The sequence below is a fragment of the Neobacillus cucumis genome, from assembly GCF_023715505.1.
Window position 1 is genome coordinate 19,014 of record NZ_JAMBOH010000010.1, and the last position, 20,703, is coordinate 39,716.

Consider the following 20,703-nt stretch of genomic DNA (forward strand, 5'->3'; position numbering starts at 1 on the left):
ATGCAAATCAATAAATTACGTGGAAAAGAGCTTGATCAATTATTTCAAGCGGTACTTTCCTTACAAGACCTCGAAGAATGCTATCGCTTTTTTGATGATTTATGCACGATTAACGAAATTCAATCGTTAGCACAGCGTTTAGATGTAGCCAGAATGCTGCGCGAAGGAAATACTTATCATAAAATTGAAACGGAAACAGGGGCAAGCACAGCAACGATTTCAAGGGTAAAACGCTGCTTGAACTTTGGGAATGATACCTATGAAATGGTACTTAAACGCATTAAGGAAGAAAGTAATGCTGAAAAAGAATAAAACAAACCGGAGACAAAAATCTTCGGTTTTTCTTTTTGCATCGTTATATTTAGTTCTTTGTTATACTTTTAGATGCGGCCATCTATGGCGCCTAGGGGCTCGGAGTCATAAGCCAATCCAGTTGCGGTGCTTGGGACGCAAGTCTAAGCCACCCCTTGAAGATGGAAAAAAGTTTCTTCTTGCAGGGTGCGTCTTAGCCTAGAGTCCCAGAACAGTCACCTCCACATTTAGTTCAATCCGTCAAGAAGGCTAAAGAACAGCCTTCTCGCCGCTCGTCTGTAGACTTGCGCCCCTGTTCAAGGCGCTTCCGCTTTTGATTGGATATGATTTCTATATATAGATTTATGGTTTTCTTTTTTTATTACAAACCGCTAATGCTATAATGATGTAATGGAAAGATGAATGGAGGAATGCTTCAATGTATGATATTCGCGAGTGGAAGCATGTCTTTAAACTCGATCCTAATAAAGAAATAACAGATGGCCAATTAGAAAAAATTTGCGAATCAGGGACAGATGCAGTGATTGTGGGCGGGACAGACGGAGTGACACTTGAGAATGTCCTCGATTTAATGGCTAGAATCCGCCGTTATACCGTTCCATGCGTCCTTGAAGTGTCTAGTATAGAGAGCGTAACACCAGGATTTGACCTTTATTTTATCCCTACTATTTTAAATAGCCGGGATCCTAAATGGATTACAGGTCTGCATCATCAAGCCGTTAAGGAATTTGGAGAAGTCATGGATTGGAACGAAGTCTTTATGGAAGGCTACTGTATCGTAAACGAGGATTGTAAGGCGGCAAAGCTGACTAAAGCGGATGCCGATTTAGCAGCCGAGGATGTTAAGGCATATGCGATGATGGCTGAAAAAATGTTTCAACTCCCTATTTTCTATTTAGAATATAGCGGTAAATATGGTGAGCCGACAGTAGTAGCTGAAGCAAAAAAGGTGTTAGAGAAAACAACGCTTTTCTACGGGGGCGGCATCAAAAGCTTCGAACAAGCGGCGGAAATGGCCAAGCATGCCGATGTGATTGTAGTCGGAAACGTGATTTATGAGGATTTTCAAAAAGCCCTTGAAACTGTAAAGGCAGTTCGATAGAAATTTGCTTCACAATGATAAAAACGCTAAAATAAAAATAAGAACAAATGTTTGTAATGGTGGTGGAAAAAGTGCAATTTTTGACAGATAAGCTCCTAAATGGATTGAACCCAGAGCAGCAAAGTGCTGTTAAGGCAACGGATGGTCCACTTCTTCTAATGGCAGGTGCCGGAAGTGGGAAAACAAGAGTATTAACGCATCGAATTGCGTATTTAATAGTGGAAAAACGTGTAAACCCTTATAATATTCTAGCAATCACTTTCACGAATAAAGCAGCAAGGGAAATGAAGGAACGTATTGCTAAAATGATGGGCGGAGCTGCTGAGGAAATATGGATATCCACTTTCCACTCGATGTGTGTCAGGATTTTACGGCGCGATATCGATCGGATGGGCTTTAACCGGAACTTTACTATCCTAGATACAACTGACCAACAATCAGTGATTAAAGGGATCCTCAAAAATAAAAATCTCGATCCGAAAAAAAATGATCCGCGTGCAATCTTAGGATCCATTAGTTCAGCCAAAAACGAACTCATTGGTCCGGAGGAATATGAGAAAACTGCCGGTGGTTATTTTGAACAAACGGTAAGTGAAGTTTATAAAGACTATCAAAAGCAGCTTAGAAAAAACCAAGCGCTCGATTTTGATGATTTAATTATGATGACGATTCAATTATTCCAGCGGGTGCCGGAAGTCCTTGAATATTATCAGCGCAAGTTTCAATATATTCACGTCGATGAATATCAGGATACAAACCGGGCGCAGTATATGCTGGTAAAAATGCTTGCCAGCCGGTTCCGTAATCTTTGTGTTGTCGGTGATTCCGATCAGTCCATCTATAGATGGCGCGGCGCCGATATTGCCAATATCTTATCCTTTGAAAAAGACTATCCGAACGCAACGGTTATTCTTCTCGAGCAGAACTACCGTTCAACTAAACGGATTCTTCTTGCGGCCAATAAAGTAATTGAAAATAACCTAAACCGTAAAAAGAAAAATCTTTGGACGGAAAATCCGGAAGGTAACAAGCTTGTCTATTACCGTGCTGATAGTGAGCAAGGCGAGGCACAGTTCGTAGCTGGAAAAATTAAAGAAATAACGCGCGATAAAAACTATCAACTATCCGACATAGCGATTCTTTATCGGACTAACGCACAGTCCCGTGTAATGGAGGAAGTACTTTTAAAATCAAATATTGATTATTCTATTGTTGGTGGAATCAAGTTCTATGACAGAAAAGAAATCAAAGATATGCTTGCCTATTTACGTTTAATCTCTAATCCAGACGATGACATCAGCTTACGGCGTGTGATTAATGTTCCGAAACGCGGGATTGGTTCAAGCTCAGTAGATAAAATTGCCGACTTTGCTGCAATGCATGATATTTCTTTATATCAGGCTTTAGAATCAGTCGAATTGCTTGGGTTGAGCCCAAAAATTACGAAGGCAGCCGCTCAGTTTCGTGATTTAATTCGTAACTATACGAATATGCAGGAATTCCTATCCGTAACAGAATTAGTTGAAGAAGTTCTGGATAAATCAGGATACAGGGAAATGCTGAAGGCAGAAAAGTCAATTGAGGCTCAAAGCCGGCTCGAAAACCTTGAGGAATTATTATCTGTAACGAAAAATTTTGAGGACTCAAGTGATGATAAAACTCTAGTCGCCTTCTTAACAGATTTGGCGCTCGTTGCTGATATTGATTCACTTGATGAGGATGGGGAAAAGGTTGACTCCATTACCCTCATGACGTTGCACTCCGCAAAAGGACTAGAATTCCCAGTTGTCTTCTTGATTGGAATGGAAGAAGGCGTATTCCCGCATAGCCGTTCCTTAATGGAAGAAGCCGAAATGGAGGAAGAACGCCGACTTGCTTATGTAGGTATAACAAGGGCAGAGCAGACCCTATTTTTAACCAATGCCCAAATGAGAACTCTGTATGGTAGAACAAGTATGAACCCTGCCTCTAGATTTATCTCGGAAATTCCCGAGGATTTAATTGACGGCGTGGTACCGGAACAACGGACGGGCAGTTCTTTTAGCTCCGGCGGAAGATCATTTGGATCTTCAGGAACCTCATTTGGCTCCTCAGGTACTTCATTTGGTTCGCCAAGGAGTACGTTTACCACACCAACTGCACCAAGAAAACCTGTCATGCGTCCTGTTTCCTCAGCATCTGGCGGAGAGGATATTGGCTGGAAGGTTGGCGATAAAGCTGAACACGGTAAGTGGGGGACTGGGACAGTTGTTAGTGTAAAAGGACAGGGTGAGGGAATAGAGCTGGATATTGCTTTTCCAAGCCCTGTGGGGATTAAGCGTCTATTAGCTAAATTTGCGCCAATTACTAAGGCGTAAGGCTTGCTTGGACAATGAGAGATTACCTTTGTGAAAGGGCTGAATATATGGATCTTCAAACCGCTGCGAAAAAAATTGAGGAAATAAGAGGCCTCTTAAATCTATATGGTTATGAGTACTATGTGTTGGACAATCCTTCGGTACCTGATGCCGAATACGACAAGCTCATGCAGGAGCTGTTAGAGCTGGAGGAAAAGTACCCAGAGCTAAAAACTCCTGATTCTCCGTCGGTCCGTGTCGGCGGTCCGGTCCTTGAGTTATTTGAAAAGGTCGAGCATCGTGCACCGATGTTAAGTTTGGGCAATGCCTTCAACGAGGAAGACTTAAGGGATTTTGACCGCAGAGTCCGTCAAGCTGTAGGCGGCAATATTTCTTATGTGGCTGAATTGAAAATTGATGGACTTGCTGTTTCATTGCGTTATGAAAATGGTTTATTTGTTCAAGGGGCAACCCGCGGCGACGGTACCATTGGGGAAGATATAACGGCAAATCTAAAGACGATAAAAGCCATCCCGCTTCGTCTGCGGGAAAATGTTTCGCTCGAGGTGCGCGGTGAGGCCTACATGCCAAAGCGTTCGTTTGAAGCATTGAATCATCTGCGGGAAGAACGCGGAGAGGAGCTGTTTGCCAACCCGAGAAATGCGGCAGCTGGATCCCTCCGGCAGCTAGACCCGAGAATAGCCGCCTCAAGAAAGCTCGATGTGTTTTTATATGCGATCGGCGATACCGGTCAAACCGGGGTGGTAACCCATAGTGAAGGACTTGATTATTTAGATCATCTTGGCTTTAAAACCAATAAAGAGCGCAGGAAATGTGCAACAATCGAAGAGGTTATTGAATTCGTTAACAGCTGGGTTGATAAGCGGCCGCACCTTCCATATGAAATTGATGGAATAGTTATTAAAGTAGATTCGCTTGAGCAGCAGGCGGAGCTTGGTACCACGGCAAAAAGTCCACGCTGGGCCATTGCTTTTAAGTTTCCGGCTGAAGAAGTGGTAACGACTCTTTTAGAGATTGAGTTAAGTGTAGGGAGAACCGGTGTCATTACGCCGACAGCCATTCTCGAGCCTGTTAAGGTAGCAGGAACAACCGTACAGAGGGCTTCCTTGCATAATGAGGATTTAATCCGTGAAAAAGATATTAAAATCGGTGATAAAGTAGTTGTGAAAAAAGCCGGTGATATCATTCCAGAAGTTGTCAACGTTTTGGCTGACCAACGAACAGGTGAAGAAGTGGATTTCCACATGCCAACACATTGTCCAGAATGTGAAAGTGAACTTGTGCGACTAGAAGGGGAAGTGGCCCTCAGGTGTATTAACCCAAAATGTCCTGCGCAGATTCGAGAGGGCTTGATTCATTTTGTTTCTCGTGATGCCATGAACATTGAGGGTCTTGGAGAAAAGGTGATCAGTCAGCTTTTTGCTGAAAAATTAATTGGTGATGTGGCGGATATTTATAAACTAACACGTGAACAGCTGTTAGCCTTGGAAAGAATGGGTGAAAAGTCTGTCACCAATTTGCTTAAAGCGATTGAAGCTTCGAAAGCTAATTCCCTTGAAAAGCTGTTATTTGGATTAGGTATCCGCCATGTTGGAGCTAAGGCTGCAAAAACACTCGCCCAACAATTTATGACCATGGAAAAATTAGCCCAGGCTGACAAAATGGAGTTAATCCGTATCAATGAAATCGGGGATAAGATGGCAGACTCGATTGTGTCATTTTTTGAACAAGAAGAAGCGATGGAGCTTATAAACGAGTTAATGGCGGCTGGCGTTAATATGGAATATAAAGGGGCAAGACCTATTTCTGTAGAGGAATCTGATAGTGTGTTTGCTGGGAAAACGGTTGTCCTAACAGGAAAAATGGAACAGTTATCCCGTAATGAAGCAAAGGAAAAAATTGAAGCACTTGGCGGTAATGTTGCCGGAAGTGTTAGTAAAAAAACAAATCTCGTAATCGCCGGTGAAGATGCTGGTTCTAAGTTAACGAAAGCACAGGAACTGGGTATCGAAGTGTGGGACGAGGAGAGGCTTTTAGTAGAATTAAATAAATAAGAGGTGGATCGACGTGAGAAAAATCTCATTGCTCGCTCTCTCCATGGTCTTTTTGCTTAGTGCTTGTGCACCTAACTTCCAAAAGCAAAATGAAACAGTTCAAACAAAGGAGAAGACAACTGGGAAAGCGATTATTCCAAAATATAATATCTCGAATAATTATTACCGGACGATCCTTCCATTTGAACCAGGGGAAGCTCGCGGATTGGTCGTTAACAATATCAATACCAGATATGACTTAAATGAATTTGAAATGGGTTTAATGAGAATCGCCCAGAACAGTTTTGACACGGATAAGTATTATTTTCAAGAGGGCCAGCAAATTAAGGCTGCGGTCATAAAACAGTGGTTAAGCCGTCAGTATACCGCTGCACAGCTTAAGGATAATAAAATAAAAGCAGCGGACAATATTGGTTTAAATCCAGTCAATACAAGTCCGGCTGGAAGTACGCCTTCAAGCCCGGTTTATCTTGCCCATGTTTTGGAACATGATTATCTGACAAAAGACGATAAGGGTAATGTTTCTCTGGCAGGAATCACGATTGGTCTGGCATTAAATTCGACTTACTATTATAAATTACAATCAGACGGGGATACCTTAGAGAAAAAAATTCCGTTTGCAGAAATGGAACAGGAAGGCAAGAAAATGGCCGCAGAAGTAGTAAAACGTATTCGGTCCATGAAGAATTTAGGTGATATCCCAATCACAATTGCTTTATTTGAGCAGCAAAGCAAGACATCCGTGGTACCAGGCAATTTCTTTGCGTATTCAACTGTGGATCAAGGCAGTTCCGAGCTAAATAGCTGGGAAAAGGTTAATGAAAAATACTATTTGTTTCCTTCCACCGACGCTGAAAACGACCATCGTGATGATACGATAGCTTTCCTAAACTTTAAGCAAGATGTAGAGGAATACTTCCCTAATTATAATGGGGTAATTGGTAAAGCCTTTTATGTAGGTGACCAACTCCAGGACTTGAATATCACCATTCCAATTCAATTTTATGGAAAGACAGAGGGGATTGGTTTTACCCAATATGTGACGGGGCTTGTGATGGAGCATTTCCCTAAATATCTTTCTGTTTCGGTTAGTGTAACGTCCGTGGATGGTCCTGAGGCACTCATTGTCAAAAAGGCTGACGCAACGGAACCATTTGTCTATATCTATCAATAAGACCTAGCTTTTTGCTGGGTCTTTTTCAAATTTTAGGCGCTGATAAACAAATTGTTGTCTTTTATACTCTGTTGATTGGAGCGGAAGGCGTTCCTGCGGGAGTACGGGGCCGAGGAGGCTCCCCGGCAAGTCCGCGGGTTTGCTGAGCGCCTGGAGCGGAGATCAACAGCCCCATTTAAAAGAACCAATTTTTAAAAAGATAAGTACATCTAAATCTACATTCATTGTAGTTCCTAATCATTCTTAATCATGTTAGAATTAACCTGTATGTAACCGTTTTATTACATAGGAGGGGTAGAAATGATACAGCCATACAAGCATGAACCGTTTACTGATTTTTCAGTGGAAGATAACCGTCAGGACTATCTACAAGCATTAAAAACAGTAGAAGGTTATTTGGGGCAAGATTATCCTCTGGTCATTGGCGGAGAGAAAATCACAACAGAAGAGAAAATCATTTCCTATAATCCAGCAAATAAAGAAGAAGTAATTGGCCAGGTTTCAAAGGCTAACCAAGAGCTTGCGGAAAAAGCTATACAAGCGGCGGTAGAAGCATTTAAAACTTGGAAAAAAACAAAACCTGAAGTGCGCGCAGATGTCCTCTTTAAGGCAGCATCAATTATTCGCCGCCGCAAGCATGAGTTTTCAGCTTTAATGACAAAAGAAGCAGGAAAGCCATGGAAAGAGGCCGATGCAGATACGGCTGAAGGGATCGACTTCCTTGAGTATTATGGACGGCAAATGCTGTCTTTAAAAGATGGGGTTCCTGTACAAAGCCGAGCGAATGAATTTAATCGCTATGATTATATTCCACTTGGTGTCGGCATTATTATTTCACCATGGAACTTTCCATTTGCCATTATGGCAGGCACAACGGTTGCAGCCATTGTCTCAGGCAATACCGTTTTATTAAAGCCAGCATCTACCACTCCGATTATCGCAGCCAAATTTGTTGAAGTAATGGAGGAAGCAGGCCTGCCAAAAGGAGTTTTAAACTTCGTTCCAGGCAGCGGTGCTGAAGTCGGCGACTATTTAGTGGACCATAAAGATACTCGATTCATCAGCTTCACAGGCTCTCGTGATGTGGGGCTTCGGATATTCGAACGTTCTTCTAAATTAAGCCCCGGTCAAATTTGGATGAAACGCTTAATTGCAGAAATGGGCGGAAAAGATACTATTGTAGTCGATAAAGAGGCGGACCTTGAGCTCGCAGCCCAATCCATCGTTGCTGGGGCATTCGGCTTCTCTGGCCAAAAATGTTCTGCTTGTTCTCGCGCGGTAGTCGTTGAGGATGTCTATGAACAAGTATTAAATCGAGTTGTCGAGTTAACCAATCAATTAACAGTAGGAAATCCTGCTGAGCAAGGCAATTTCATGGGGCCTGTTATCGACAACAATGCATATAAAAAAATACTTGATTATATTGAAATTGGGAAACAAGAAGGTAAGTTGCTGACTGGCGGCGAAGGTGATAATTCAAAAGGATATTTCATCAAGCCAACTGTTTTTGCAGAACTTTCCCCTACATCCCGAATTATGCAGGAAGAAATCTTTGGCCCTGTGGTTGGGTTTACTAAAGCAAAGGATTTCACCGAAGCCATTGATATTGCCAACAATACGGAATATGGATTAACTGGGGCTGTTATTACTAATAACCGTGCCCACTTAGAACAGGCTCGTGAAGACTTTCATGTTGGTAACCTTTATTTCAACCGTTCATGTACAGGTGCCATTGTTGGGTACCAGCCATTCGGCGGCTTCAATATGTCTGGAACTGACTCGAAAGCGGGCGGACCTGACTACTTGCTTCTTCATATGCAGGCAAAAACAACTTCAGAAATGTATTAGTTCAAATAATAGAATGAAAAAACCCCTTCTCTTAAGCGAGGAGGGGTTTTTTCATTGAAATGTTATAAATAAATGGATAGAGATAACAATATGTATAGGATATTTTTAAAGTGTTATCTATAACTAATAGCAATCCGCCTAAAAAAACCAACTGAAGAATTTTATGTAAAAATTTATACCCGCTATGATAATATTAAGAAAGCAAGATGAAAAGGAAACATTTTTAAAAAGAAATACGTCATTAATAAAGAGTATAGTATAAAAATATCATCACAAAAAAGACCTAGTTAGTATATCGTCTTCTTGGAGGTTTTGGACCTTTGATCCCATTATATTTGTTTCATGTTACCGCAGTACCGCATAGTGAGAGATTGCTTTGGACCTTTTTAACCTGTAATGCTTTTGTCGTCATCTCTGGTATTGTCTTTATGTATAAGCTGTTTACGCAAAAAAAGGTAAAGATAGCTGGTATACTTTTTGGAATGGCATTAGCGATAAATTATATCTTAATAGCCATAATTGGAGACCCTTTTGACCTGTTGGGATAATTGAATGAACCGAAGTTGTATCTGAAAGCAAACTTCACTACGTGCCTGATTAATGGAACAAAACACAGATAAAAGATTGAGAGGGGATGAAATATTGAAATATTACCGTTTATGGGTCCTTGCTTTCTTATTAAAATTTATTGGGTCGGCTTGGGATGCATCTTATCATTTTAAATATTTATTTGAGGAATACTCTATTCCCCATATTGTTAATACCATGGGTTTTGCCTTAGGGGGCATCCTGTTATTTAAGGAGTGGAGACGCTCTACTTACATGGACGGTTTTTCAAGGAATCTCATTACAATCGGATATGGGCTGTTTCTTATCGGTATTCCCCTTGATTTTACCTACCATATTGCCTATGGGATTGATTTAACGACATGGAGTCCAACTCATTTTATTTACTATATTGCCACAGACATCATGATATTTGGAGTATGGCGTGGGTTTAATTTGTATACATGGCATACAGTACCGACATGGAAGTCGATGCATACGTGGTTTATGATGTTCTTGCTGGAATGCTTGTTATTTCCGAATATGCAGCAGGAAAATGGAGCCATCTCTTATGACCAATACATTCATGGAAAATCGATTGCTTCGAAGGAAATTCTTGAGTTAATCTCTGATCCCGCCTCACAAATCTTCGGCGGAATCCCAGTATATGTGTATCCGATTTATTCTGTCTTAATGGTAGGGCTATTAACGGTTGTGACGATTCGTATATTACATGATTTTACTGTTCCAATTATGGGAACCCTACTATACATTAGTTTAAGATTCATTGGAAAAGCTATCTTTGCAGCAGTAGAATATCCTACCTCGTACGTACCGATAACAATCATCCTAATTCCACTTGCCTTTCTATTGTTTAGACGAACCAATTGGTTCGCTGGATTCATCGGCAGTTTAGCCTATTTTCTCAGCCTTTATGCTATTCACAAGTCTGGAATCCTTATCACACCACCGTTGGAATTATGGGAGCTAGTCCCTGTAGTCCTAATCGGCATATTAGTACCCGTCCTCAATGCCATCATCAACCCCCATCTCGCACTAAGAAAAAATAAACAACCTGCATAACGTAAAAAGGGTGCCTGTCACCCTTTTTTGTTTTGGCCGTTTTATTACGGTGGGTATGGTAGATATGGTGGTCTCTCGCAATTGGGCATTTACATTTACTAGAAATGTTCACATTTAACGTGTGAGATGTGATGAACGTCACAAATTTTTAGGGGTGTTCCCTTTACAATCTATCTATAGAGAAAACCATTAATTAAAAATTTAACACAATTATTAACGATAAAGGAGCCAACCACATATGAAGAAACTAGTAATGATTGGTAACGGAATGGCTGGAGTAAGGACCATTGAGGAAATTCTTAAACTGAAGACCGAGCAATTTGAGATTACTATCTTTGGGGAAGAACCATATCCAAACTACAATCGTATTAAACTATCAAACATCCTACAAGGTGATACAAACTTTGATGATATTATTATTAACCCGCTTGAATGGTATAAAGAAAATAATATACAGTTGCACACAGGGGAAGCTGTTGTAAACATCGATGTAGAAAGTAAGCGCGTCATCAGTAATCAAGGCCGAGAAGTAGAGTATGATGAACTCATTATCGCAACAGGATCTAACTCATTTATTTTGCCTATTCCCGGTGCAGACAAAATCGGTGTAACGGGTTTTCGTGATATCAAAGATTGTGAAATGATGATCAAATCAGCAGACCAATACCAAAAGGCGGTTGTCATTGGCGGCGGTCTGCTTGGTCTTGAAGCAGCAAGAGGGCTGCTAAACCTTGGCATGAAAGTCGATGTTGTCCACCTTATGCCGCATCTGATGGAACGCCAGCTTGACCCAATCGCCTCTTCTTTACTTAAAACAGAGCTAGAATCACAAGGCATGAACTTCTTAATGGAGAAACAAACCGTTGAAATTTTAGGCGATGAGCGCGTAACAGGACTTCGTTTTAAAGATGGTTCTGAGGTCGAAGCCGATCTTGTTGTTATGGCGATTGGAATTAAGTCTAACACACAAGTTGCAAAAGACAGCGGCATCTATGTGAACCGCGGAATAGTTGTGAATGACTATATGGAAACAAGTGTCCCTCATGTATACGCAGTCGGCGAATGTGCGGAACACAGAGAAATTGTTTATGGCCTAGTTGCCCCATTATATGAGCAAGGAAAAATCCTTGCCAGTCATATTTGCGAAAACAAAACGAACCCATATGAAGGTTCTGTAACTGGTACACAGCTAAAAGTTGCTGGCGTGGACCTATTCTCTGCAGGCGAAATTTTTGAAGATGGCACTACTAAATCTATTATGGTTTACAATGAGTACGAGGGACTCTATAAACGAGTACTAACTAGAAACAACACAATAGTAGGAATTGTTCTTTATGGTGATACAAAAGATAGTACTAGATTATATAGAATGCTGACCAAAAAAGAAGATATCAGCGGTGTTTCTATTTTCCATACAGAATGTACGGGTGAAGCTGGCAGTGATGATATTGCTTCCATGCCTAATGATGAACTAGTCTGCGGCTGTAACGGTGTCACAAAGGGCGCGATTGTCGAAGCAATCCAAACACAAGGTCTAACAACACTTGACCAAGTCAGCCATTGTACAAACGCAGGCCGTTCTTGCGGACGCTGCAAACCAATGGTCAGCCAAATTCTTGCCCATACATTAGGTGATCAGTTTGATGCGGCCGCAGCTCAGAAAACTAGCATTTGTGGATGTACTACAGTAAGCCGTGAGGAATTGGTAGCTGAAATCAAGGAAAAAGGCCTAACAAGTGTAAAAGAAGTCATGAACGTACTTGATTGGAATAATACGGAAGGTTGTACCAAATGCCGTCCGGCGATCAACTACTATCTTGGCATGATTCATATGGATGAATATAAGGATGACCGTGATTCCCGCCTTGTGAATGAGAAGATGCATGCTAATATTCAGAAGGATGGAACATATTCTGTTGTTCCAAGAATGTATGGCGGTGTTACAACCGCAGCAGATTTGAAAAAAATAGCTGAAGTTGCTGAAAAGTATAACGTTCCTTTAGTAAAATTAACAGGGGGACAACGAATCGGTTTGTTCGGTGTGAAAAAAGAAGACCTTCCGGCAATGTGGGATGAGCTTGATATGCCATCTGGTTATGCTTATGGAAAAACATTAAGAACGGTTAAGACTTGCGTTGGCGCCCAGTTCTGCCGCTATGGTACACAAGATTCAATGGCACTTGGCATCCAGCTGGAAAAGAAATTTGAAAGGCTAGATACACCGCATAAGGTTAAAATGGGCGTATCTGCATGTCCAAGAAACTGTTCAGAAGCAGGAATCAAGGATATTGGCTTTGTTGGTATCGATGGTGGATGGGAAATTTATGTGGCTGGCAACGGCGGTGTAGACCTTCGCGCCGGAGATCTGCTATGTACTGTGAAAACGGAAGAAGATGTAATGGAAATGACAGGTGCATACCTCCAGTATTACCGCGAAACAGCTAGCTACATGGAGCGGACCTCTAAATGGGTAGAGCGGATGGGACTGGATCATGTCAAGGAAGTATTAGCAGACGAAGAAACCCGTAAAGCCCTAAACGAAAGAATGGATCAAACCTTAAAAAAATATATTGAGCCATGGAATGAAGCAATTCAAAATGAAGAAATCAAGAATAAATATTATACTAGACATAACATTTCAGTCGGGAGTGAATCCAAATGATCGAAACTATCACTCGTATTCCCGTAGCACACTATAAAAATGTAAAAGCAAGAGCTGGATACTCTATCAAGGTTGACGCGACAGAAGTAGCTCTATTTAAAACAACAAAAGGTGAGGTTTATGCATTAGAAAACCGCAGCCCCCATCCAAAGGGCGGGGTCTTGTCTGAAGGTCTGATCAGCGGCGATTATGTGTATTGTCCGGTCTATGATTGGAAAATCTCATTGGTAGATGGTAAGGTTCAGGCTCCTGATGAAGGTCAGGTCCGAACCTTTAAAGTAGAAGTTAAGGAAGATATCATCTTTATTGTTTTATAAAAGGGGAAGGAAGGCTGCAGCGGAATGAAAACAGGAAAAGTATTTTTAGTAGGAGCAGGACCAGGAGATGTGGGCTTAATCACAGTGAAAGGATTAGAGGCGATAAAGCAAGCCGAGGTCATACTTTATGACCGGCTTGCCAATCCCAAGCTATTAGAATATGCCAGCCATGATTGTGAACTCATCTATTGTGGGAAGCTGCCTGACCGTCATACCTTGCGCCAAGAGAGCATTAATGATTTACTAGTGAAAAAGGCATTAGCAGGAAAAAACGTGGTGCGGTTAAAAGGCGGCGATCCTGGCGTATTTGGCAGAGTAGGTGAGGAAGCTGCAGCCCTGGCTGAATACCAAATTCCTTTTGAAATCGTTCCTGGCATTTCATCGGGGATTGCAGCCCCCCTTTACGCAGGAATTCCTGTTACCCATCGGGAGCATGCGGAATCCTTCGCGGTTGTTACAGCCCATGACAAATCTCAGGACGGAAAGCCGCTCCTTGATTGGGAAGGACTTGCCAGAGGTGTGGACACGATTGCTTTTTACATGGGGGTTGGGAATTTACCGTTTATTTGCGGAAATCTCATCAAGCATGGGAAGCCTTCGTCTACACCTGTGATATTGATTCACTGGGGTACCTTTGGCCGGCAAAAAACCATGCAAGGAACATTAGCTGATATTTCCAAGAAAGTATTAGAGGCAAAGTTTAGCAATCCATCAATTATTTTGGTCGGTGAAGTTATTTCCCTTCGTGCAAAAATCAGTTGGTTCGAGAAAAAGCCTTTGTATGGCCGGCAAATTCTGCTTGCTCGGACGAGTACCAGCCCAAGTGAATTAGCAAAGGAATTACTTGTACAAGGGGCAGATGTAATTGAGTTTCCAAAGTGGAAAGTAACAAAGATACCGCTTGATCTCCGAGGGGTTACTAGCTTTGAAAAAATATTATTTACATCACCAGAAAATGCGGTGGAATTTTTTACAGCTGTTATTGAACAGGAAATCGATGTTCGCAGTATACGTGCGGAACTTTTTGCGATGTCTAGCAAAACGCTAAAGGCATTACGTGAGCGAGGATTGAACGGGAAACTGGTTTCGGAAATTGTCGACTCAGAAAAAATGCTGATTGTCGGTGATGATCAATTGTTACAGAAAAACTTTCATAAAGCAGAGGTTATGGCAACAAGCAACAAGGAGTTGGATCGCCAATTCCTGCCGATTTTTCAACGAATGCTTAAGGAAGCACAGATCAATACGATGATTTTCCCAAGCAGTGCCTCCGTTAAACCGTTCATAACGGCACTTGCAGAATGTGATATAAATGCAGGGCCGCTGTTGAATGGTAAGCAGGTAATCGCTATGGGAGAATTAACACAAGCCGCTGCGATAAATGCTGGACTTGGTTCTCCCGAGGTGCCAAACCGCCCTTCGAAGGAAGCGTTAGTAAATTATTTGGTAGAGCATCCATTACAGGGAGTACAGGAATGAGGACAAACTATCCGATTATGTTACAACTTGATGGAAAAAAAGTAGTAGTGATTGGCGGCGGTAAGGTGGCCGAGCGAAAGGTCCGCGGCCTGCTTGGCACGGGTGCTCATGTGGTTGTGATCAGCCCGGAAGCAACCGACGAGATCCAAACTTTTTTTCTCGATGGAAAAATTTTATGGAAAAAAAAGTTCTTTTCAGCGGAAGACCTTCGGGGTGCGGCGCTTATCTTTGCAGCAACTGACGATAAGGACATCAATCAATCCGTAAAATCCTCGGCAGGTGAGCATCAGCTCGTGACGGTTGCGGATGACCCGGACATTTCCGATTTTCACCTGCCAGCACATGTGCAGCGGGGCCGGTTAAGTATAGCGATATCGACAGGAGGGGCAAGTCCAACACTTGCCAAGAAATTACGCGCGGAGTTAGAACAGCTATTTGATGAACGATATGAAGAATACCTTGAATTTCTTCTTACCGCGCGGCAATGGATTCTGAAGGAAGTGAAGGATCCAGCTTTAAAAAGAAAATTACTAACAGCAATGGTTAGCGAGGACTTTTTAAACAGTCAAGATCGCGCGGAGGATTTCCAGCGTTTATATGAGGAATTAAAGTAAAAGCGGGTGCCTTTTTTTAAAGGCACTGTTTTTTGTCGTGGGCAGGAAAATATACCTAGTGAATAAACGTATAAATAACAAGGTTTTGCTCCGCTCTATAAAAGTTACCCCTACAAGTGCAGGGGATAATTACCTATTTTAAAAAATTTTCAGAAAAAATGGTTCACTTTTCCAAAATACTGTTATATAATACAAAACGAAGGTAAGCACTGTATTATAACAAAGAGGTGAACGAGTACATGTCGACGCAAACTACAGGTATTGAAGTAGTTGGGGCTTTAAAAGCCCAGTATGATGAGATTTTGACACCCGGGGCATTAAACTTAATCGAAGAGTTAGAGCGTAAATTTGGTCAACGCAGAATCGAACTGTTGCAGTACAGGGATAAACGCCAAGAGGAAATGAATAAAGGCAAGCTTCCTGATTTTCTTCCGGAAACCAAGCATATTCGGAACAGTGATTGGACAGTGGCGCCACTGCCAAAGGATCTCCAAGATCGCCGGGTAGAAATAACCGGGCCGACTGACCGCAAAATGGTCATCAACGCGTTAAACTCAGGTGCAAAATTGTTTATGGCTGATTTTGAGGATGCCACATCACCGACATGGGAAAGTATTATTGAAGGACAGATTAACTTAAGAGATGCGATAAACCGGACAATTTCGTTTGAAAATCCAAATGGAAAAACATATGAGCTTAAAGAAGCAACAGCGGTGCTCATCGTTAGGCCACGTGGACTGCATCTCGAAGAAAAACATGTGCTCTTAGATGGCAAGCCCATCTCTGGAAGCTTTTTCGATTTTGGAATTTACTTTTTCCATAATGTAAAAACATTGCTAGCAAACGGTTCAGGCCCCTACTTTTATCTGCCAAAGCTTGAGAGTCACTTAGAAGCACGGCTTTGGAACGATGTGTTTGTGTATACACAGGAGAAGCTGGGGATTCCTCAAGGAACCATCAAAGCAACGGTATTGATAGAAACGATCTTAGCTGCGTTTGAAATGGATGAAATACTTTATGAGTTAAAGGAACACTCCGCAGGATTGAACTGCGGCCGTTGGGATTATATTTTCAGCTATATTAAAAAGCTTCGCCACCAAAAGGAAGTTATTTTACCGGACCGCTCTCAGGTAACGATGACTTCACCGTTTATGCGTTCCTATTCACTATTAACAATTAAAACTTGTCATCGCCGCAAGGCACCCGCAATGGGTGGGATGGCCGCGCAAATACCGATAAAAAATAATCCGCAGGCCAATGAGAAAGCTTTTGCTAGTGTTCGTGCCGATAAGGAACGTGAGGCCCGTGATGGTCATGATGGAACATGGGTTGCACATCCAGGACTAGTGCCGGTGGCGATGGAAGTATTCAACCGTGAAATGCCAACGCCGAACCAAATCCACACTGCTAAACAGCAGAAGGTAACCATTACAGCACAGGATTTACTAGAAGTACCAAACGGGACAATTACGGAAGCAGGAGTCCGTACAAATATCAATGTTGGCATTCAATATGTGGCATCTTGGTTAAATGGCAGAGGTGCCGTCCCAATCCATAATTTGATGGAGGATGCAGCCACTGCTGAAATCTCACGTGCACAGCTGTGGCAATGGATCCGCCATCCAAAAGGTATCTTAGACGACGGCAGAAAAGTGACTGCCGAAATGTATGAGCAATTAAAGCAAGAAGAGTTGGAGAAGATTAAGCTCGAAGTCGGTGCTGAAAACTTTGAAAAGGGCAGATTCACCGAAGCTGTTCAACTATTTGACCGCTTGATCTTGAATGATGAATTTATCGACTTCTTAACACTGCCAGGGTATCAGCAGTTATAAGGGATTCTTTTTATAAAAATATCTAAATAGATTAATAGGAGGAATTTTAAATGACAGATTCAAGAGCTGCGAAATTACAAGAAAGCTGGGAAATGGATAGTCGTTGGAAAGGAATTACTAGACCGTACACGGCAGAAGATGTGATCAAACTCCGAGGTTCAATTGATATTGAACATACTTTGGCCCACAGGGGTGCTGAAAAGCTTTGGAAGCTATTAAATGAAGAAGATTATGTTAATGCCCTTGGAGCATTGACAGGAAATCAGGCTGTCCAGCAAGTAAAGGCAGGATTAAAAGCTATTTACTTAAGCGGCTGGCAGGTGGCGGCCGATGCAAATCTATCAGGACATATGTATCCGGACCAAAGCCTGTATCCAGCAAACAGTGTACCAAGTGTGGTAAAGAGGATTAATCAAGCCCTGCAGCGGGCAGACCAAATTCATCATTCGGAAGGCGATCATTCCATTGACTGGTTTGCACCGATTGTGGCCGATGCTGAAGCTGGTTTTGGCGGACAGTTAAACTGTTTCGAATTGATGAAAGGGATGATTGAAGCAGGTGCTTCAGGTGTTCACTTTGAAGACCAGTTGTCTTCTGAAAAAAAATGCGGACATTTGGGCGGAAAAGTGCTGCTGCCAACACAAACGGCAGTTCGCAACTTGATTGCGGCTCGTTTGGCTGCAGACGTGATGGGGGTTCCAACTGTACTAGTTGCCCGGACGGATGCGAATGCGGCGGATTTGATTACGAGTGATATCGATATGAATGATGCTCCGTTTATTACAGGTGAACGGACACCGGAAGGCTTCTTCCGTACTAGTGCAGGAATTGATCAGGCGATTGCCCGCGGTTTAGCTTATGCTCCATATGCCGACTTAATTTGGTGTGAAACTTCTGAGCCGAATATTGAGGAAGCTAGGAGGTTTGCGGAAGCGATTCATGAGAAGTTCCCTGGTAAACTATTAGCCTATAACTGTTCACCATCTTTTAACTGGAAGAAGAAACTGGATCAAGAAACAATTGCGAAGTTCCAAGAGGAGCTTGGCGAAATGGGCTACAAGTTCCAGTTCGTTACGCTTGCCGGCTTCCATGCTTTGAATCATAGTATGTTTGAACTTGCCCGCGGCTATAAGGAGCGCGGTATGGCTGCTTATTCGGAGTTGCAGGAAGCTGAATTTAGCAGCGAGCAATACGGCTACACGGCGACACGCCATCAGCGTGAGGTTGGTACGGGTTACTTTGACCAGGTATCGATGGTTATTACAGGTGGAACGTCGTCGACTACGGCCTTGAAGGGGTCAACAGAGGTAGAGCAGTTTAGTAATAATCAATAAAGTAGTGAGTGGGTCCTGACCTCCGTTTGGAGGGGAGGACCCTTTTTGTTAAGGTCTAAGGATGTTACTGGTGTATGGGTGGAGATAACTGGCGGATGGATGGAGATAACTAGCGGATGTCGGAGATAACTGGCGGATATCCTGAAGTTACTGGCGAGGGCAAAATTAACTGGCGGATAAATCAAATTTACTGTCTTATAAGCAAGCATTGCTTAAATTCGGAAACCGGATTACATAACCAATTTTGGAACAGCACGTTTTTTAAGGTATTATCATACATAATAATAGCCTTTTAGATGGAGTTGATATGCTTGGAAAGGAAAACTGTTGAGGATGTCCTGCAGCAAGGGATCTATGGGCCTTTAGAAACAAAACCAGAAGAGCGGCGGAAATACCTAGGAACCTTACGTGAACGAATCATAGTCGCTCTAACCAAAAGCCAGGTAGCGGAAGCAAAAATATACCCTCAAGTAGAAAGATTCATGAAGGAATACCCTGAGGCGCAGCTTTTATTAAATGGAAACATGGCCTATGAAGAGTTATCCAAATATGTAAAATTAGCAGCCAAAAATAAAATGGAACATAAGATTGTGACCAACAAAGAGCATAATACAGACATCGGTTTAGTATTAGCCATGAACATTGCAATTGACAAGGAACATATATTTATTAGCCAAAAAGTCCAGATACCTGAAAAGCTTCCAGAGAAAAAAAGCCTATTTGCTAAATTGTTCAAGCGGTGAAACCAAGTGTGTGGTTCAAACATGGATCACACACTTTTATTTTTTAGGCTGCGTTAAAGGGTTATTGTTGATTTTTAGCATGTTGATTGGAGCGGAAGGCGCGCAGACTCCTGCGGGAGTACGGGGCTGGGGAGACCCCACAGGGCATAGCGCCGAGGAGGCTCCGACCGCCCGCGGAAAGCGAAGCGCCTGGAGCGGAAATCAACACTCAAGTTTAACACAGCCATTTTTCAAAGATAGGCAATAAAATAAAATTTAAAAAGGTGAATGTATGACAATCAAAGGAATAAATCACTTACTTTTCTCGGTGTCTGATTTAGATAAAGCAATTGAATTTTATCAAAATGTACTTGAGGCCAAACTATTAGTTAAAGGAAAGAACACAGCTTACTTTGATTTAAATGGTCAATGGCTTGCCCTTAACGTTGAAAAGGGCATTCCCCGTAATGAGATCAACCTATCTTATACCCATATTGCATTTTCAATAGATGAGGCGGATTTCTCAAAAATGTGCAATAAACTTGAGAATCTAAACGTGAATATTTTGCCTGGCCGGCAGCGGGATGAAAGGGATAAGAAATCTATTTATTTCACCGACCCAGATGGGCATAAATTTGAATTTCATACTGGTACGCTTCAAGATAGATTGGATTACTACCAACAGGAAAAAGGACATATGGAATTTTACTAGAAAAAAGGGTGCTCGGCTCAGGAGCACCTATCCAATTGCAACTTCAACCAATGCCTCAAGCTCCATCTCCACATTCCCTTGAATCGCGCGACTAATCATACAAGAAGTTTCCGCTTTTCGAGCAAGCCTCTCAGCCATTGCCACCTCTTTTTCGGTCGCATTGCTTTTCAAAACTACACGTGGGCGATGAATAATTTTTTTATAGGTAAAAACGCCGCTAGTCACATCAACAATAGCCTCTGAATCCATCGTTAATGATTCCTTTTCCAGACCAGAACGCTCCAGCATCGCAGCAAGCGTAATAATGTAACAGGTTGCCGCTGCTCCAAGAAGCATTTCATCCGGATTTGTACCGACACCGGGCCCGTCCATTTCGGGCGGAATGGATATCTTTGTTTTTAAATTTCCAGCCTCAATCTCGCCAATATCATTACGCAGGCCCGGCCAGTTCGCTCTTAAGTGAAAGTGATGTTCTGCCATGCAAATTCCTCCAATTATTTATTTTTTCACCAATTTAGCTTAAAACTATGGTATGGTAGAGTTTGACACTTTAAA

Annotated in this window: 17 protein-coding genes; 16 read left to right on the plus strand and 1 reads right to left on the minus strand. The window is 42.2% G+C overall.

What is annotated here, in order from left to right:
- From M3226_RS15660 to fosM, 16 genes are all read left to right on the plus strand, one after another.
- Positions 1 to 312 (plus strand): YerC/YecD family TrpR-related protein, encoded by a 312-nt coding sequence (locus M3226_RS15660; RefSeq protein ID WP_251566661.1) that lies wholly within the window; start codon positions 1 to 3, stop codon positions 310 to 312.
- 418 nt (positions 313 to 730) lie between these two features.
- Positions 731 to 1,414, plus strand: a complete 684-nt coding sequence (locus tag M3226_RS15665) for a heptaprenylglyceryl phosphate synthase (protein ID WP_251566663.1) — start codon at positions 731 to 733, stop codon at positions 1,412 to 1,414.
- A gap of 71 nt (positions 1,415 to 1,485) precedes the next feature.
- Positions 1,486 to 3,771 (plus strand): DNA helicase PcrA, encoded by a 2,286-nt coding sequence (gene pcrA / locus M3226_RS15670; protein ID WP_251566665.1) that lies wholly within the window; start codon positions 1,486 to 1,488, stop codon positions 3,769 to 3,771.
- A 47-nt stretch (positions 3,772 to 3,818) separates the two neighbouring features.
- Positions 3,819 to 5,825 (plus strand): NAD-dependent DNA ligase LigA, encoded by a 2,007-nt coding sequence (ligA, locus tag M3226_RS15675; protein ID WP_251566667.1) that lies wholly within the window; start codon positions 3,819 to 3,821, stop codon positions 5,823 to 5,825.
- 13 nt (positions 5,826 to 5,838) lie between these two features.
- Positions 5,839 to 6,999, plus strand: a complete 1,161-nt coding sequence (locus tag M3226_RS15680; protein WP_251566669.1) for a CamS family sex pheromone protein — start codon at positions 5,839 to 5,841, stop codon at positions 6,997 to 6,999.
- Positions 7,000 to 7,299: 300 nt separating this feature from the next.
- A complete protein-coding gene (pruA, locus tag M3226_RS15685; RefSeq protein ID WP_251566671.1) occupies positions 7,300 to 8,847 on the plus strand; it encodes an L-glutamate gamma-semialdehyde dehydrogenase in 1,548 nt (515 codons plus the stop codon).
- Between the two features lie 320 nt (positions 8,848 to 9,167).
- Positions 9,168 to 9,395, plus strand: a complete 228-nt coding sequence (locus M3226_RS15690) for a hypothetical protein (protein WP_251566673.1) — start codon at positions 9,168 to 9,170, stop codon at positions 9,393 to 9,395.
- 94 nt (positions 9,396 to 9,489) lie between these two features.
- Positions 9,490 to 10,476, plus strand: coding sequence for a hypothetical protein (locus M3226_RS15695; protein ID WP_251566674.1), 987 nt, complete (start codon positions 9,490 to 9,492; stop codon positions 10,474 to 10,476).
- Between the two features lie 238 nt (positions 10,477 to 10,714).
- A complete protein-coding gene (nirB, locus tag M3226_RS15700; protein WP_251566676.1) occupies positions 10,715 to 13,138 on the plus strand; it encodes a nitrite reductase large subunit NirB in 2,424 nt (807 codons plus the stop codon).
- The gene (gene nirD / locus M3226_RS15705) at positions 13,135 to 13,455 is read left to right on the plus strand and encodes a nitrite reductase small subunit NirD (RefSeq protein WP_251566678.1); all 321 of its coding nucleotides are present in this window, start codon (positions 13,135 to 13,137) and stop codon (positions 13,453 to 13,455) included. Before nirB ends, nirD begins: the two co-directional genes overlap by 4 nt.
- 24 nt (positions 13,456 to 13,479) lie before the next feature.
- Positions 13,480 to 14,934 (plus strand): uroporphyrinogen-III C-methyltransferase, encoded by a 1,455-nt coding sequence (gene cobA, locus M3226_RS15710; protein ID WP_251566680.1) that lies wholly within the window; start codon positions 13,480 to 13,482, stop codon positions 14,932 to 14,934.
- A complete protein-coding gene (locus M3226_RS15715; protein ID WP_251566682.1) occupies positions 14,931 to 15,548 on the plus strand; it encodes an NAD(P)-binding protein in 618 nt (205 codons plus the stop codon). Before cobA ends, M3226_RS15715 begins: the two co-directional genes overlap by 4 nt.
- 239 nt (positions 15,549 to 15,787) lie before the next feature.
- Positions 15,788 to 17,380, plus strand: coding sequence for a malate synthase A (gene aceB, locus M3226_RS15720; protein WP_251566684.1), 1,593 nt, complete (start codon positions 15,788 to 15,790; stop codon positions 17,378 to 17,380).
- A 50-nt stretch (positions 17,381 to 17,430) separates the two neighbouring features.
- Positions 17,431 to 18,714: an isocitrate lyase gene (aceA, locus tag M3226_RS15725; protein ID WP_251566685.1), complete on the plus strand. Its 1,284-nt coding sequence runs from the start codon at positions 17,431 to 17,433 to the stop codon at positions 18,712 to 18,714.
- Positions 18,715 to 19,025: 311 nt separating this feature from the next.
- On the plus strand, positions 19,026 to 19,457 hold the full coding sequence (locus tag M3226_RS15730) for a YueI family protein (protein ID WP_251566686.1): 432 nt from the start codon (positions 19,026 to 19,028) through the stop codon (positions 19,455 to 19,457).
- Positions 19,458 to 19,728: 271 nt separating this feature from the next.
- Entirely contained in the window at positions 19,729 to 20,148 is a 420-nt protein-coding gene (gene fosM / locus M3226_RS15735; protein WP_251566687.1) for a FosM family fosfomycin resistance protein, read from the plus strand.
- Positions 20,149 to 20,175: 27 nt separating this feature from the next.
- Here fosM and M3226_RS15740 read toward each other — a convergent pair whose 3' ends face one another.
- Entirely contained in the window at positions 20,176 to 20,628 is a 453-nt protein-coding gene (locus M3226_RS15740) for an OsmC family protein (RefSeq protein ID WP_251566688.1), read from the minus strand.
- Between the last annotated feature and the right edge of the window lie 75 nt (positions 20,629 to 20,703).